We start from the raw sequence: 15,320 nt of genomic DNA on the forward strand, positions 1-15,320 counted from the left end.
GGTCCCCAGGCTATCCCGAGGCGAACCGGGCACGACCGGCATGCGCCTCCCCGCGACCAGCAAAACCTCTAAGCTGGCCTGGTGACTGGCTGGGTGCCCGATGTCCTGCCCGGTTATTGGCAGCGCACCATTCCGCTCGGGCCCGACCCGGTCGGCGAGGGCGAGATCGTCGCGACGCTGATCCGGCGCGGCGAGCCCACCGGTCCCCACGGGACCGGCCATGCGGTGCTCGCCGTGCACGGCTACACCGACTACTTCTTCCACACGGCGCTGGCCGATCACTTCGCCGACCGCGGCTTCGCCTTCTACGCGCTGGACCTACAGAAATGCGGGCGGTCACGCCGCGACGGCCAGACGCCGCACTTCATCACCAACCTCGACGACTACGACGCCGAACTCGGGCAAGCGCTGGCGATCATCCGCGAACTGGAGCGGCCCGCCAAGGTCCTGGTGTACGGCCATTCCGCCGGCGGGCTCATCGTGTCGCTGTGGCTGGACCGGCTTCGCCGGCGCGACGCCGCGGCCCACGCCGGCGTCGGGGGCTTGGTGCTCAACAGCCCCTTCCTGGACCTGCACGGGCCGGCGGTGCTGCGCCACTCCGTGACCTCGGCGCTGATCGCGGGGCTGTCCCGGGTGCGGTCCAAGAGTGTGGTGCGCTCGCCCACCGACGGCGGCTACGGCACCACCCTGCACCGCGACTATCACGGCGAGTTCGATTACAACCTGCAGTGGAAACCGCTGGGCGGCTTTCCCATCACGCTCGGTTGGCTGCACGCCATCCGCCGCGGCCAGGTCCGGCTGCACCGCGGGCTGGACGTCGGGGTGCCCAACCTGATCCTGCGTTCGGATCACACCGTGCGAGAAACCAGCGACGCGGCGTCCATGCAAAGCGGCGACGCGGTTCTCGACGTCAGCCAGATCGCCCGGTGGGCCGGGTGCATCGGGAATCGCAGCACCATGGTCCCGATCGGCGACGCCAAACACGATGTCTTCCTTTCGCTGCCGGGGCCGCGGGAGGCTGCCTATCGCCAGCTTGACCGCTGGCTGGACGACTACCTCAACGCCGATCGCACCCAGCCATCGAAGCGGGGGTGAGGAGATGGAGACATACGACCTCGCGATCATCGGGACCGGTTCGGGCAACAGCATTTTCGACGATAGATTCAAGGAGATGCGAACGGCGCTGTGCGAGCACGGCACCTTCGGCGGCACCTGCCTCAACGTGGGCTGCATCCCGACCAAGATGTTCGTCTACGCCGCCGAAGTGGCCACGACGATCCGCGACGCGGCGCGCTACGGGGTCGACGCGCACATCGACGGGGTGCGCTGGGACGACATCGTCTCGCGCATCTTCGGACGCATCGATCCGATCTCGATGAGCGGCGAAGACTACCGCCGCTCATCACCGAACGTCGACCTGTACGGCCAGCACACCCGGTTCGGGCCGGTTCAGCCCGACGGGCGCTACCTGTTGCGCACCGACGCCGGTGACGAATTCACCGCCGACCGGGTGGTGATCGCCGCGGGGTCGCGGCCGGTGATCCCGCCCGCGATCCTCGACTGCGGCGTCGCCTATCACACCAGCGACACGATCATGCGCATCCCCGAGCTGCCCGGGCACCTCGTCATCGTCGGAAGCGGCTACGTGGCAGCAGAATTCGCTCACGTGTTCTCCTCTCTGGGCGTGCGCGTCACGCTGGTGTGCAGAGGCGCCACCATGCTGCGGAATTCCGACGACACCATCTGCAAACGCTTCACCCGCATCGCCGCCGCCAAATGGGAGCTGCGCATGCACCGCAATGTCGTGGGCGGCAGCAACGAAGGCTCCGGCGTCGCGCTGCGACTCGACGACGGGTCAACGCTGCACGCCGACCTGTTGCTGGTCGCGACCGGCCGGTTGTCCAACGCCGACCTGCTGGACGCCGAACAGGCCGGTGTCGACGTCGAGGACGGCCGGGTGGTGGTCGACGAATACCAACGCACCTCGGCCCGTGGCGTTTTCGCCCTCGGCGACGTCAGCTCGCCCTATCAGCTCAAGCACGTCGCCAACCATGAGGCCCGCGTCGTTGCGCACAACCTGTTCTGCGACTGGGACGACACCGAGTCGATGGTGCGGACCGATCACCGCTACGTGCCGTCGGCGGTATTCACCGATCCGCAGCTGGCGGCCGTCGGGCTAACCGAAACACAGGCCATGGCAAAAGGATTCGACATTTCGGTCGCGATCCACGATTACGGCGACGTCGCCTACGGCTGGGCGATGGAGGACACCACCGGGATAGTGAAGCTCATCGCCGAGCGCAACACCGGCTGCTTGCTCGGCGCGCACATCATGGGCCCGCAGGCATCCTCGATCATCCAGCCGCTGATTCAGGCGATGAGCTTCGGGTTGACCGCCCCGGAGATGGCCCGCGGCCAGTACTGGATCCACCCGGCGCTGCCCGAAGTGGTCGAGAACGCACTCTTGGATCTGGGTCGCAACCGGTAGACCGAGCTCAGCGCCGCTGGCACTGCGGGCACAGGCCGTGCAGCGTCAGGCCCGCCGCCTCGGACAGCGCAAAGGAACTGCCCGCCATCGCGTGTTCGAGCGCCGAACTGAGCTGGCGGGCGGGCACCTCGATGATCGCGCCGCATTCGGTGCAGACGGCGTGGTGGTGCGGCGCGGTGGCCATCCCGTAAGTGGTGACGCCGCCGTCGACGGTCAAGGCGTGCAGCACTTTCTGCTCGACCAGGGTGGTCACCGTGCGATAGATGGTCGCCACGTCGGGGGCGTGGGCGCCGTGCGGCAGGCAGGCCCGCACCCGCTTGTGGATCTCCGCCACCGGCAGGTGCCCGTCGACCGGCTCGAGCACGGCCAGCACCTGGATCCGCGACGACATCCGCCGCAGCCCCCGCGCGCGCAGCAGATCGCCGATCCGGGCGGTGACCGACGGGTCGAGTGCCGCTGGCTTGGGCGTCACCCGTTCAGTGTCGCGCCGCCACACCGGCCGCGCCAGTTTTCGGCCGAATTCGCCGGCACCCCCCGGTCGCGATTCCTGCGACCCGCTTGCATCTGGCCGAGGGCGACACATACAGTCGTGCCGTCGGTTCCCCCGCCCGACGCTGGAAGGAATCCAGTGGCCAGCACCGAGCTCGACGGGCGCCCGTCATGGACGGCCAAGCTTCGCAACGCGTTGACGCCGGCGGAGTGGTGGCGGCTCGCGGCGATGGCGGCGGTCATCGTCGCGCTCCACGTGATCGGCTGGTTCACCTTGGTGGCCCTGGTGACCCCCGCGCAATTCAGCCTCGGCGGCAAGGCATTTGGCGTCGGCGTCGGGCTGACGGCCTACGCCCTTGGCCTGCGGCACGCGTTCGACGCCGACCACATCGCCGCCATCGACAACACCACGCGCAAGCTGATGAACGACGGGCAACGACCCCTGGCGGTGGGATTCTTCTTCTCGCTGGGCCATTCCACCGTGGTCTTCGGGCTGGCGGTCCTGCTGGCGTCCGGGATCAAGACGATCGTCGGAGGAGTGCGCGACGACTCGTCCGCGCTGCACCACTACACGGGGCTGATCGGCACCGGCGTCTCCGGGGTCTTCCTCTACGTGATCGCGCTCCTCAACGTGGTCGTGCTGGTGGGCATCCTGCGGGTGTTCGGCCGGCTGCGTCGCGGTGACTACGACCCCGACGCCGACGGGGCCGAACTCGAGCGGCAGCTGAACGACCGCGGTCTGATGAACCGATTCCTCGGCCGCTTCACCAAATCGATCACCAAGTCGTGGCACTCCTATCCGGTCGGGGTGCTGTTCGGGCTCGGCTTCGACACCGCCACCGAGATCGCGCTGCTGGTCCTGGCCGGCAGCAGTGCGGCCGCCGGGTTGCCGTGGTACGCGATCGTGTGCCTGCCGGTGCTGTTCACCGCCGGCATGTGCCTGCTGGACACCATTGACGGCTCGTTCATGAACTTCGCGTACGGCTGGGCCTTTTCCAACCCGGTGCGCAAGATCTACTACAACATCACCATCACGGCGCTGTCGGTCCTCGTCGCGCTGGTGATCGGCAGCGTCGAACTACTCGCCCTGTTCGCCGAGCAGTTCGGCTGGCGGGGCGCGTTTTGGAGCTGGATCGGCGGGCTGGACCTCAACACCGTCGGCTATTTCGTGGTGGGCGCCTTCGTCGTCACCTGGGCGGTGGCGGTGCTGGTCTGGCGCTGCGGTCGCCTCGAACAGAAGTGGGCTCCCTCGTGACACCGCTGCGTTGCGGGGCCGTTCGGGTGTAGAACAGTGCTCATGCATGAGCTGTCGCTGTGCGAAGCGATCGCCGGTGTGGCCAAGACGCACGCCGACGGTCGACACGTCGACGTGGTGCGCGTGCGGATCGGGGCGCTCCGCCAGGTGGTGCCCGAGTCGCTGTCGTTCTGCTGGACGCTGGTGCGCGACGCCGAGAACATGCCGGAGGCCGAGCTGGAACTCGAGTGCGTGGGGGCCGAGGTGCGCTGCCGCGCCTGCGGCCGGCGATCGGAGATCACGTCGGCCTGGTCCATCTGGTGCCCGCGGTGCGACAGCTCCGACGTCGAGGTGTTGCAGGGCAACGAGTTCTTGGTGACGTCCCTGGACGTCTCGTGAAAAGCGACCGTTCCGAACGGATTTGACCATGGGCAGATTTCACCGGCACGACGACGGAACCGTGCACACCCACGACCACGATGATCCGGATCACCGGCACGGCGACCACGGCGGGTACCGGACCGGCAGGCAACGCGTCGACGTGCTGGAAGCCATCTTCGCCGAGAACGACCTCCTCGCCGATGCCAACCGGACGGCATTCGAGGCCAATGGGGTGCGCACCCTCAACCTGATGAGCTCGCCGGGATCGGGCAAGACGACCGTCCTGCAGGCCACGCTCGACGAGCTCGCCGGGGAACTGGCCATCGGGGTGATCGAGGGTGACATCGCCACCGATCTGGACGCGGCCAAGCTCAGGGGTCGCGGCGCCCAGGTGTCACTGCTCAACACCAGCAACGGTTTTGGCGGTGAATGCCACCTCGACGCGCCGATGGTCAACCGCGCGCTTCCCGGCCTCGACCTGGCCGCGCTCGACCTGGTGATCATCGAGAACGTCGGCAACCTGGTCTGCCCGGCGGAGTTCGACGTCGGCGAGCACGCTAAGGCCATGGTCTACTCCGTGACCGAGGGCGAGGACAAGCCACTGAAGTATCCGGTGATGTTCCGGTCGGTGGACGTGGTGCTGCTCAACAAGATTGACTTGGTCCCCCACCTCGACGTCGACGTCGACACGTACATCGAGCACGTGCGCAAGGTCAACGCGAACGCGACCATCCTGCCGCTCAGCGCGCGCACCGGCGCCGGGATGGGCGCGTGGTTCGGGTGGCTGCGACGCTTCGCCGCTCAGCCGCCCGCCTAACGCCTCGTCTTGCCACGATTTCGCATGACGCCGTCCCGTCCGCGGGCCGCCGATCGCCGTCGCCGGCGCCCCCTCGGCAATGCAACGGTTGTCTAAGTACTTTGTGCCGCAGAACCGTTGACACGCCTGGCGGTGAGGAGTAGACCCGGAAATTAGCGCTGCGCAAGTGGGCCGACGGTCGACTCCGGCGGCGCAGGGGCCCCAGCCCGGCCCCGGAAAGCTGCAGCATGCCAACAGAAGCAGCAGTCAAAGCGGAAGAAACGTTGATCCACGTTCTATGGATCAATGCCGGGCTCAGTTGTGATGGCGATTCGGTGGCGCTGACTGCCGCCACCCAACCCACCGTCGAGGAGATCGCCCTGGGGGCTTTGCCGGGGCTTCCGAAGGTCGCCGTGCACTGGCCACTGATCGACTTCGAGTGCGGACCCAGCGGGGGGGCGGACGACTTTCTGTCCTGGTTCTTCAAAGCCGACCGGGGCGAGTTGGAACCCTTCGTGCTCGTCGTCGAGGGGTCGATCCCCAACGAGAAGATCAAGGACGAGGGCTACTGGTGCGGGTTCGGCAACGATCCGGCCACCGGCCAGCCGATGACCACCAGCGAGTGGCTCGACCGGTTGGCGCCCAAGGCCACCGCGGTCGTCGCTGTCGGGACCTGCGCCACCTACGGCGGCATCCACGCCATGGCCGGGAACCCGACCGGTGCCATGGGGGTGCCCGACTATCTGGGGTGGGAGTGGAAGAGCAAGGCCGGCATTCCGATCGTGTGCGTGCCCGGTTGCCCCATCCATCCCGACAACATGTCGGAGACGCTGACCTATCTGCTCTACATGGCGACCGGTCAGGCGCCGATGATTCCGCTCGACGACGCGCTGCGTCCTGCGTGGTTGTTCGGCAACACCGTCCACGAGGGCTGCGACCGCGCCGGCTACTACGAGCAGGGCGACTTCGCAACGGAATACGGATCGCCGAAATGCATTGTGAAGCTGGGCTGTTGGGGCCCGGTAGTCAAATGCAACGTGCCCAAGCGGGGATGGATCAACGGCGTCGGCGGGTGCCCGAACGTGGGCGGGATCTGCATCGGCTGCACCATGCCGGGCTTCCCCGACAAGTTCATGCCCTTCATGGACGAGCCGCCAGGCGGCAAGGTTTCTACCACCGCGTCGGGCCTGTACGGCACCGTGATTCGCAACTTGAGGGGTATCACGGCGCGCACCGTCGACAAGGAACCGCGGTGGCGCCACAACGGTAACCAACTCACCACCGGGGCGCGCCGGACCTGGTAGGTCACCTACCGGGTCGGCGCGCTTCGTTCTCACCACCGAAAGCCTTCGGAGCTGACGAGCCCACAGCGGGAAGAAGAACTGCGATGACAACCATCATTCCGGAACCCACCCACGCCAAGCGGGAGCCCGGCCAGCTGGTCGACATGGCGTGGGACCCGATCACCAGGATCGTGGGCAGCCTGGGCATCTACACGAAGATCGACTTCGAGAACCGCGAAGTCGTCGAGTGCCACAGCACCTCGTCGATCTTCCGTGGCTACTCGATCTTCATGAAGGGCAAGGATCCGCGCGACGCCCACTTCATCACCAGCCGCATCTGCGGCATCTGCGGCGACAACCACGCCACCTGCTCGTGCTACGCGCAGAACATGGCCTACGGCGTCAAGCCGCCGCACCTCGGTGAGTGGATCGTCAACCTGGGCGAGGCCGCGGAATACATGTTCGACCACAACATCTTCCAGGAAAACCTGGTCGGCGTGGACTTCTGCGAGAAGATGGTCTCCGAGACCAATCCGAGCGTGCTCTCCCTGGCGGAGAAGACCCCGGCCCCGCAGGCCGGCGCGCACGGCTACCGGACGATCGCCGACATCATGCGCTCACTCAACCCGTTCACCGGTGAGTTCTACCGCGAGGCGCTGGCGGTCAGCCGCTGGACGCGAGAGATGTTCTGCCTCATGGAGGGCCGCCACGTGCACCCGTCCACCCTGTACCCCGGCGGGGTGGGCACGGTCGCGACCATCCAGTTGATGACCGACTACATGACCCGGCTGATGCGCTATGTGGAATTCATGAAGAAGGTCGTGCCCATGCACGACGACCTTTTCGACTTCTTCTATGAGGCGCTGCCCGGTTACGAGAAGGTCGGGCTGCGCCGCACCCTGCTCGGCTGCTGGGGCTCGTTCCAGGACCCCGAGGTGTGCAACTTCGAGTACAAGGACATGGAACGCTGGGGCAACGCGATGTTCGTGACCCCGGGCGTGGTGGTGGACGGCAAGCTGGTCACCCACTCGCTGGTGGACATCAACCTGGGCATCCGAATCCTTTTGGGCAGTTCGTATTACGACGACTGGACCGATCAGGAGATGTTCGTCAAGACCGACCCGCTGGGCAACGCGGTGGACCGGCGCCACCCGTGGAACCAGCACACCAACCCGCACCCGCAGAAGCGGGACATGGACGGCGGCAAGTACAGCTGGGTGATGTCGCCTCGCTGGTTCGACGGCACGGACCACCTGGCCCTGGACACCGGCGGCGGGCCGCTGGCCCGGTTGTGGGCGACGGCGCTGGCCGGGCTCGTCGACATCGGCTACGTCAAGGCGACCGGCAACAGCGTGAAGATCAACCTGCCCAAGACGGCGCTCAAACCCCCGGTGGAGTTCGAGTGGAAGATCCCGCAGCACGGCAGCAACACGATCGAACGCGACCGCGCGCGCACCTACTTCCAGGCGTACGCGGCCGCGTGCGCGCTGCACTTCGCCGAGAAGGCGCTCGAGGAGATCCGCGCCGGACGCACCAAGACGTGGGAGAAATTCGAGGTGCCCGACGAGGCCATCGGGTGCGGGTTCACCGAGGCGGTGCGCGGCGTGCTCAGCCACCACCTGGTGATCCGGGACGGCAAGATCGCCAACTACCACCCGTACCCGCCCACCCCGTGGAACGCCAACCCCCGCGACAGCTACGGCACCCCGGGCCCGTATGAGGACGCGGTGCAGGGCCAGCCGATCTTCGAGGAGAACGACCGGGAGAACTTCAAGGGCATCGACGTGATGCGCACGGTGCGCAGCTTCGATCCGTGCCTGCCCTGCGGTGTGCACATGTACTTGGGTAAGGGCAAGACCCTCGACAGACTGCACACACCAACCCAGTCGCCCGTCGGGGAGTAGGCGATGGTGGATCGCCCGGAGACCGTTGACGACAGCGAGGCGCGGTGGCGCACAGCGGGCGATCGGATCCAGACCCTGCTGGATTCCTGCGCGGCGGGTGGGGCCGCCGCGCGGGAACGCGCCCAACAGTTGGTCCGCGAGGTGGTCGGGCTCTACGGGGCCGGCCTGGAACGGATCATGATGTTGGCCCAGCAGGCGCAGGATCCCATCCTGGCCGAGCGGCTGGCCACCGACGACCTGGTGGCCAGCCTGCTCCTGGTTCACGGCCTGCACCCGCACGACGTGCGCCGTCGGGTGTCCGACGCGCTCGACCGGGTGCGGCCGTATCTGGGCTCGCACGGCGGGGATGTCGACCTGCTCGGAATCGACGGTGGCACCGTGCGGTTGGCGTTCAAGGGCAGCTGCAAGAGCTGCCCGTCGTCGGCGGTGACGCTCGAGTTGGCCGTGCAGGACGCCGTGCTCGCCGCGGCGCCCGAGGTGTCGTCGATCGAGGTGGTGGCCGCCGACCCGGGCGGCGCGAGCGTCATCCCCGCCGAATCCCTACTGGCGCACGTGCATTCGACGGGCAGCTGGCACCCGTTTCCCGAGCTGGCCGGGCTGGCGCCCGGGGAGGTCGGTGGCTTTCGGGTCGACGGTACGACGCTACTGGCCTGCCGCGTCGACGACCGGTCGTTCGCGTACTCCGACCACTGCCCCGTGTGTGACGACACCCTCGCCGGCGCCGCGCTGCTGGGGCCGCTGCTCGAATGTCCCCGCTGCGGCTCCCGTTTCGACGTCGTGCACGCCGGCGCCGGGCCCGACGGCGCGCACCTGGATCCGCTGCCCCTGCTGCCGCGCGACGGCGTGCTGTCGGTGGCGCTGCCGGACCGCAGGCCGACGCAAGCGATGGGCGCCCCGGCATGACGACCCCCTACGAGGTGCTCACCCGCATCCGCAGCGCCAGGCCGGCCCCCGAGCCGGCGGGCGAGCGGTGCGAGATGTGCTCGGAGGCGATCGCCGACTCTCACCAGCACGTGGTCAACGTCGCCGACCGGCAGCTCATGTGCGTGTGCCGCGCCTGCTACCTGCTGTTCACCGATGCACGGGCCGAACTGCGCTACCGCGCCGTGCCTGAGAAGTACCTGTCCTTCCCGGACTTCGCGCTGGACCGCCGCGCCTGGGAGGCGCTGCAGATCCCCGTCGGCGTCGCCTTCTTCTTCGCCAACTCCGCCCTCGGACGCACCGTCGCCTTCTACCCGGGGCCGGCCGGCGCCTGCGAATCCGAACTGGCACTGGACGTTTGGGACGCGATCGCCGGCGCCGACGCGCGGGTGGGCCTGCTGGCCGACGACGTCGAGGCGCTGCTGGTCCGGGTTCCCGAATCCGGCCCGCCGCAAAGCTACCTCGTCCCGATCGACGCCTGCTACGAATTCGTCGGGCGGCTGCGCCTGCTGTGGCGCGGGTTCGACGGGGGGCAGGAGGCCCGCGAATTCATCGCCGGCTTCTTTGCCGACATCGAAGCCCGGGCCCAGAAAATACCCGTGACGCCGCCATGATCGACCTCGACTTCGCGGTCCTCGACGTGGCGCCCGAACCGTACACCGTCAGCCCGGTGCTGACCGCCCGCATCGCCGTGGCCGCCGGGGACGACCCGGTGCACGCGATCGCCCTGCGCTGCCAGGTCCGCATCGAACCGCTGCGCCGGCCGTACTCCGACGACGAAGCCGCCGGGTTGACCGATTTGTTCGGCCCGCGTGAGCGCTGGGCGAGCACCCAGCGGACCTTCCTGTGGCAGCACTGCTCCGCGATGGTGCCGGGGTTCACCGGCACCACGACGGCGGCGCTCACGCTGGACTGCACCTACGACTTCGAGGTCGCCGCTTCCAAATACCTGCACGCGTTGCGCGACGGCGCGCTGCCGCTGCAGTTCCTGTTCAGCGGAACGATTTTCGTCAAATCCGATCGCGGGTTTTCCGTCCAACAGGTCCCCTGGGACTGCGAAAGCCGCTACGACATGCCGGTCGAGGTCTGGCGGCAGTTGATCGCCCAGCACTACCCGAACGCCGGCTGGCTGCGGCTTAGCCACGAGACCATCCGCGCGCTGGCCGCCTACAAGTCGGCGCACGGGCTGCTCGACCTCGACCATGCGATCACCGCCCTGCTGGCCGCGGACCGGGAGACGGCGCGGTGACCGAGGATCGGGACCGGGCCCGCGCCGTCGCCGACGCGGTGCTCTACGAGGGTTACCTGCTCTACCCGTACCGCGGAACGTCGAGCAAAAACCAATCCCGCTGGCAATTCGGCGTTTTGGGCCCACCCGGGGCCGCCGCGGCGGGCCTGGGCGAGGACGATTCGCTGGCGGCGCAGTTCCTCGTCGAGGGGGCGCGGGAGTTGCGCCTGGTGGTGCGGTTCCTGCAGTTGCAGCACCGCCGGGCCGAGCGCGAAGTGGGCATGGGCGAATACGAGCCCGTCGACGAGCTGACGACCCCGACCGGGTCGTGGCTCACCTGGGACGAGGCGGTCGAATGCGAGAGGTCCTTCGGCCCTGTCGCGCTGGACGGCCGGCCGTGGACACTGGCCGTGACGGCGGATGCGGGCATCGACATCGAATTCCTCGATGGCGGGCGCCTCGTGCGCCAACGACGGGAGGTACGTGGCGTGCTCACGGTCGCCAGCGAGGCGGATGGCGACCTGTGCCGGGTGTCGGTGCGGGTCAGCAACGTCGGCGATGGCGCCGTGGACAAGAACGACTCGATCGCGCGGTCCATGATCGGAACGCACCTGATCGCCGAACTCGAGACCGGACAGTTCGTCTCGTTGCTCGAGCCGCCCCGGGCGGCGGCCGATGCGGCCTCCCGCTGCAGCCACCACCGCTGCTTCCCGGTGCTGGCCGGTCCGCCCGGCACGCGGGATCTGCTGCTGATCTCGCCGATCATCCTCTACGACCATCCCGAGGTTGCCGAACAGAGCGACACCGCACTGTACGACTGCACGGAGATCGACGAGATCCTCACCCTGCGCGTGATGACCATGACCGAGGAGGAGAAGGCGCAGGCCCGGGCCACGGATCCGCGGGCGGCGCGCATCATCGACCAGTGCGACGCCATGTCCCCCGAGGCGATGGCGCGCCTGCACGGCGTGCTGCGCGACCCGCATGAGATCCGGGGCCTGGTCCCCGAGATACCGGAGGGCGTCGACTGGTGGGATCCGCTGGCCGACAACGCCGTCCGACCGGAAATCGACGCGGTACTGGTGAACGGGGTTCGGGTGGCCCGCGGCAGCCGGGTGCGGCTGCGGCCGAGGCGCAACGCCGACGCGCAGGACATCTTCGTCGCCGGCAAGACCGCGCGCGTCACCTCGGTGCACTCGGACGTCGAGGGCAACAAGCACGTCGGCGTCGTGCTCGACGACGACCCGGCCGCCGATTTGCACGACTGGTACGGCCGCTATTTGTACTTCTCCCCCGACGAAATCGAGCCGTTGGAAGCGCAACGCAGCCCGGCAAACTCGTGAAAGGAGCCGAGATGGAGATCATGGGTTGGATATTCGTCGCGATCATCGCGCTGGTGCTCGTGGTCGGATTGGCCCTGGGATTGGTGTCCCTGCCCGACGCGCGCCGGTACCTGAAACTGAGGCGGATGTAACTTGCTCGGACAGCGGAGATGACAGCGCGCATCCTGGTCGCCGGCATCGGCAACATCTTCCTGGGCGATGACGGATTCGGATCCGAAGTGATCCGCAACGCCGACATCGCGCAGGACGACGCGACCGTTCGCGTCACCGACTACGGCATCAGCGGCATGCACCTGGCCTACGACCTGCTCGAGGACTGGGACACGCTGGTCCTCATCGACGCGGTCCCCAGCCGCGGCAACCCCGGCACCTTGCACGTCTTCCAGGCGGATCACGAATCGGATTCGGCCGCAGCCGGTTTCGACGGGCACGGCATGGACCCGGGCGCGGTGTTCGCCAGCCTGCGGGCGCTGGGCGGCAACCCGCCCTACACCGTCGTCGTCGGGTGCGAGGCGGGCAGCGTCGAGGAGGGCATCGGCCTCACCGAGCCCGTGGCCAAGGCGGTCCCCCGCGCCGCGCGCGCCGTCGAGGAGATCGTCGCGGCGTTGCAGGCGCACCCGGTCGCGACCAGCCGAGGGGACGCCGAGCCATGTGCCTAGGGATTCCCGGCCAAGTGATCCGGATGTTGGACGGCTTCGAGGGGCAGCTCGCGCTGGTCGACGTCACCGGCCAACAGCGCAAGATCAACGTCGGCATGCTGCCGGACGAGACGTTCGCCCCCGGCGATTGGATCATCATCCACATGGGTTTCGCCGTCGAGAAGACGGACCGCGCGGGCGCCGAGCAGGCGATGGCCGGCCTGGAGCTGATGGGCCGTGGCGGCCCGGACCCGACGGACTCCCCGGAGGCCGGCTGAGATGACCCCCGCCCCCCTGCTGCTTCGACACGCCGAGGTACGGCAGCGCCTTACCGTGACCGGTGTCGTGCAGGGGGTTGGCTTCCGGCCCTTCGTCCACCGCCTCGCGACCGAGCTCGGCCTGTCCGGCTTCGTCGGCAACGATTCGGGCGCCGTCTTCCTCGAGGTGCAGGGCGAGCGCGAACGCGTGCACGAATTCGGCCGGCGCCTGCGCGCCGAGGCGCCCCCGCTGGCCCGAATCGTCGACGTCGCAATCAGCGAGCTGTCGGCCGGCGCCGCCCGCCAACGCGGATTCCGGATAGTGACCAGCCGCGCCGTCCCCGGCGTCGCCACGCCGATCCCGCCGGACATCGCGGTGTGCGACGACTGCGTCGCCGAGCTGTTCGACCCGGGCGACCGGCGCTACCGCCACCCCTTCGTCACGTGCACCAACTGCGGGCCGCGGTTCACCATCATCCGCGAGCTGCCCTATGACCGCCCGGCGACCACGATGTCGGGGTTCGGAATGTGCGCGCGCTGCGCCGCCGAATACCACGACCCCGCCGATCGCCGGTTCCACGCGCAGCCCATCGCCTGCCCCGATTGCGGGCCGTCGCTGTGGTTCCGGTCGGCGGCCGGGCGCGTCGGCGGGGCGGACGCCGCGCTGGCGGCCACCCAACGCGCGCTGGCCGCGGGGGCGGTGGTCGCCATCAAGGGTGTCGGCGGCTACCACCTGGCCTGCGCCGCCGCCGACGGCACGGCGGTGGCCGCGGTGCGGGCGCGAAAGGCCCGCGGTGGCAAGCCGTTTGCCATGCTGGTCCGCGACCTCGCCGTGGCCCGCCGCTACGCCTACGTCGACGAGAGCGAGGCCGCGGTGCTGCTGAGCCCCGCCCGCCCCATCGTGCTGCTCAGGCGCCGGCCGGACGCGCCCGTCGCCGACGGCGTCGCGCCCGGCAGCCCGCTGCTCGGACTGATGCTGCCCTACTCCCCCATCCATCACCTGCTGCTGGCGCCCGTGCCCGGCGCCACCGCGCCGGCCCCGAGCGCGCTGGTCCTCACCAGCGCCAACCGGTCCGACGAACCCATCTGCTTCACCGAAGACGATGCGGCACAACGACTCCCGGCGCTCTGCGACGCGGTGCTCGACCACGACCGCCCCATCCACGTCCCGTGCGACGACTCGGTGGTGCGCGTCGTCGACGGGGGTGAACTGCCGATCCGCCGGTCCCGGGGCTATGCGCCGCTCCCGGTCGGCCTGAACGTCGCCGGGCCGGCAGTGCTGGCCGTCGGCGGGGAACTGAAGAACACCTTCTGCCTCACCGACGGCCCGCGCGCCTACCTGTCCGGGCACATCGGCGACATGGCCAGCTGGGAGACGCTGCGCGCGTTCGAGCGGGCGGTGCGCCAGCTCGGCGAAATACGTGGCGAGCCCGCGCGGTTGGCCGCCGACCTGCATCCGGGATACCACACCCGCGGCTGGGCGGAGCGCCGCGCGGCCGACCGGCCGCTGGACCTCGTTCAGCACCACCACGCGCACGTGGTGTCGCTGCTCGCCGAGCATGGGCGCATCGGCGAACCCGTCGTCGGGGTCTCGTTCGACGGCACCGGGTACGGATGCGACCAGACCATCTGGGGCGGGGAGATCCTCCGGCTCGGCCGCGACACCCACCGATTCGTCCGGGCCGGTCACCTGTTACCCGTGCCGCTGCCCGGCGGCGACGCGGCGGTGCGCAACCCGTGGCGCATGGCGCTGTCGCAGCTGTGGTCGGCCGGCATCGCCTGGACCCCCGACCTGGCGCCGGTCGCGGCGGCAAGCAGGGACGAATTGCGCTTCACCCGTTCGCAATTGGAGACGGGGTTCGGATGCGTGCCCTGTTCGAGCATGGGCCGCCTGTTCGACGCGGTCGCCTCCCTGCTCGGCGTGCGGCACCGCATCGACTACGAGGGCCAGGCCGCGATCGAGCTCGAGGCGCTGGCGGAATCGGCCGGCGGCGAAGCCGGTCCGTCGCTGACCCTGATGGTGGGCGCCGACGGCGTGATCGATCCCGCCCCGATGGTGCAGGACCTGGTGTCCGCGCTGTACGCCGGGGCCCAACCCGCGACGCTGGCCCTGGCGTTCCACGACGCCGTCGCAGACGCCGTCGCCAGGGTGGTCGCGCAGGCGGCCGGTACCACCCGGCTGGTGGGCCTCACCGGCGGGGTGTTCCAAAACGTGTTGTTGCTCAAGGCATGTCGGCAGCGATTGCGGCGCGCCGGATTCGAGGTGCTGACCCACCGCACCGTTCCGCCGAACGACGGCGGGCTCGCCCTGGGTCAGGCCGTGGTCAGCATGCTGACCGCGCGGGAGGGAGGCTGAAC

Annotated in this window: 15 protein-coding genes; 14 read left to right on the forward strand and 1 reads right to left on the reverse strand. The window is 68.9% G+C overall.

Annotated features, from left to right (window positions below; genetic code table 11):
- Positions 1-81: 81 nt before the first annotated feature.
- Both A5702_RS14695 and mtr read left to right on the forward strand, forming a co-directional pair.
- A complete protein-coding gene (locus A5702_RS14695; protein WP_068221576.1) occupies positions 82-1,095 on the forward strand; it encodes an alpha/beta hydrolase in 1,014 nt (337 codons plus the stop codon).
- Between the two features lie 4 nt (positions 1,096-1,099).
- Complete coding sequence (gene mtr, locus A5702_RS14700) at positions 1,100-2,488, forward strand: mycothione reductase (RefSeq protein ID WP_068221578.1); 1,389 nt, start codon at positions 1,100-1,102, stop codon at positions 2,486-2,488.
- Positions 2,489-2,495: 7 nt separating this feature from the next.
- On the opposite strand, the gene A5702_RS14705 is transcribed toward mtr, so the two are convergent.
- Positions 2,496-2,960, reverse strand: a complete 465-nt coding sequence (locus tag A5702_RS14705; RefSeq protein ID WP_067815479.1) for a Fur family transcriptional regulator — start codon at positions 2,958-2,960, stop codon at positions 2,496-2,498.
- Positions 2,961-3,116: 156 nt separating this feature from the next.
- Here A5702_RS14705 and A5702_RS14710 point away from each other — a divergent pair, with 156 nt between their 5' ends.
- The 12 genes from A5702_RS14710 to hypF all read left to right on the forward strand — a co-directional run bounded on the left by A5702_RS14710 (position 3,117) and on the right by hypF (position 15,318).
- Entirely contained in the window at positions 3,117-4,232 is a 1,116-nt protein-coding gene (locus A5702_RS14710; protein WP_068221581.1) for a HoxN/HupN/NixA family nickel/cobalt transporter, read from the forward strand.
- 42 nt (positions 4,233-4,274) lie between these two features.
- Positions 4,275-4,610: a hydrogenase maturation nickel metallochaperone HypA gene (locus tag A5702_RS14715; RefSeq protein WP_055400412.1), complete on the forward strand. Its 336-nt coding sequence runs from the start codon at positions 4,275-4,277 to the stop codon at positions 4,608-4,610.
- 28 nt (positions 4,611-4,638) lie between these two features.
- The gene (gene hypB, locus A5702_RS14720; protein WP_068221583.1) at positions 4,639-5,409 is read left to right on the forward strand and encodes a hydrogenase nickel incorporation protein HypB; all 771 of its coding nucleotides are present in this window, start codon (positions 4,639-4,641) and stop codon (positions 5,407-5,409) included.
- Positions 5,410-5,636: 227 nt separating this feature from the next.
- Complete coding sequence (locus A5702_RS14725; RefSeq protein WP_068221584.1) at positions 5,637-6,692, forward strand: hydrogenase expression protein HypE; 1,056 nt, start codon at positions 5,637-5,639, stop codon at positions 6,690-6,692.
- Between the two features lie 83 nt (positions 6,693-6,775).
- Positions 6,776-8,575, forward strand: coding sequence for a nickel-dependent hydrogenase large subunit (locus A5702_RS14730; protein WP_055400418.1), 1,800 nt, complete (start codon positions 6,776-6,778; stop codon positions 8,573-8,575).
- Positions 8,576-8,578: 3 nt separating this feature from the next.
- Positions 8,579-9,478 carry a NifU family protein gene (locus A5702_RS14735; RefSeq protein WP_068221586.1) on the forward strand — a complete coding sequence of 300 codons (900 nt, stop codon included), beginning with the start codon at positions 8,579-8,581 and terminating at the stop codon, positions 9,476-9,478.
- Complete coding sequence (locus A5702_RS14740) at positions 9,475-10,110, forward strand: DUF5947 family protein (RefSeq protein WP_068221588.1); 636 nt, start codon at positions 9,475-9,477, stop codon at positions 10,108-10,110. Before A5702_RS14735 ends, A5702_RS14740 begins: the two co-directional genes overlap by 4 nt.
- A complete protein-coding gene (locus tag A5702_RS14745) occupies positions 10,107-10,745 on the forward strand; it encodes a DUF6084 family protein (protein WP_068221589.1) in 639 nt (212 codons plus the stop codon). Before A5702_RS14740 ends, A5702_RS14745 begins: the two co-directional genes overlap by 4 nt.
- Entirely contained in the window at positions 10,742-12,067 is a 1,326-nt protein-coding gene (locus tag A5702_RS14750; RefSeq protein WP_068221591.1) for a hypothetical protein, read from the forward strand. Before A5702_RS14745 ends, A5702_RS14750 begins: the two co-directional genes overlap by 4 nt.
- A gap of 149 nt (positions 12,068-12,216) precedes the next feature.
- The gene (locus tag A5702_RS14755; RefSeq protein ID WP_055400428.1) at positions 12,217-12,726 is read left to right on the forward strand and encodes a hydrogenase maturation protease; all 510 of its coding nucleotides are present in this window, start codon (positions 12,217-12,219) and stop codon (positions 12,724-12,726) included.
- A complete protein-coding gene (locus tag A5702_RS14760) occupies positions 12,717-12,983 on the forward strand; it encodes a HypC/HybG/HupF family hydrogenase formation chaperone (RefSeq protein ID WP_055400430.1) in 267 nt (88 codons plus the stop codon). The genes A5702_RS14755 and A5702_RS14760 overlap by 10 nt, the downstream gene beginning before the upstream one ends.
- A gap of 1 nt (position 12,984) precedes the next feature.
- Positions 12,985-15,318, forward strand: a complete 2,334-nt coding sequence (gene hypF / locus A5702_RS14765; RefSeq protein ID WP_068221592.1) for a carbamoyltransferase HypF — start codon at positions 12,985-12,987, stop codon at positions 15,316-15,318.
- Positions 15,319-15,320: the final 2 nt, after the last annotated feature.

Source organism: Mycobacterium sp. E3339 (genome assembly GCF_001666915.1).
Lineage (GTDB): Bacteria > Actinomycetota > Actinomycetes > Mycobacteriales > Mycobacteriaceae > Mycobacterium.

Bases quoted from the DNA above. Each gene is read 5' to 3' on its own strand.
- A5702_RS14725 (WP_068221584.1), top strand. From the start codon at position 5,637: ATGCCAACAGAAGCAGCAGTCAAAGCGGAAGAAACGTTGATCCACGTT.
- A5702_RS14730 (WP_055400418.1), top strand. From the start codon at position 6,776: ATGACAACCATCATTCCGGAACCCACCCACGCCAAGCGGGAGCCCGGC.
- hypB (WP_068221583.1), top strand. From the start codon at position 4,639: ATGGGCAGATTTCACCGGCACGACGACGGAACCGTGCACACCCACGAC.
- A5702_RS14740 (WP_068221588.1), top strand. From the start codon at position 9,475: ATGACGACCCCCTACGAGGTGCTCACCCGCATCCGCAGCGCCAGGCCG.
- A5702_RS14745 (WP_068221589.1), top strand. From the start codon at position 10,107: ATGATCGACCTCGACTTCGCGGTCCTCGACGTGGCGCCCGAACCGTAC.
- A5702_RS14755 (WP_055400428.1), top strand. From the start codon at position 12,217: ATGACAGCGCGCATCCTGGTCGCCGGCATCGGCAACATCTTCCTGGGC.
- A5702_RS14760 (WP_055400430.1), top strand. From the start codon at position 12,717: ATGTGCCTAGGGATTCCCGGCCAAGTGATCCGGATGTTGGACGGCTTC.
- hypF (WP_068221592.1), top strand. From the start codon at position 12,985: ATGACCCCCGCCCCCCTGCTGCTTCGACACGCCGAGGTACGGCAGCGC.
- A5702_RS14735 (WP_068221586.1), top strand. From the start codon at position 8,579: ATGGTGGATCGCCCGGAGACCGTTGACGACAGCGAGGCGCGGTGGCGC.
- A5702_RS14715 (WP_055400412.1), top strand. From the start codon at position 4,275: ATGCATGAGCTGTCGCTGTGCGAAGCGATCGCCGGTGTGGCCAAGACG.
- mtr (WP_068221578.1), top strand. From the start codon at position 1,100: ATGGAGACATACGACCTCGCGATCATCGGGACCGGTTCGGGCAACAGC.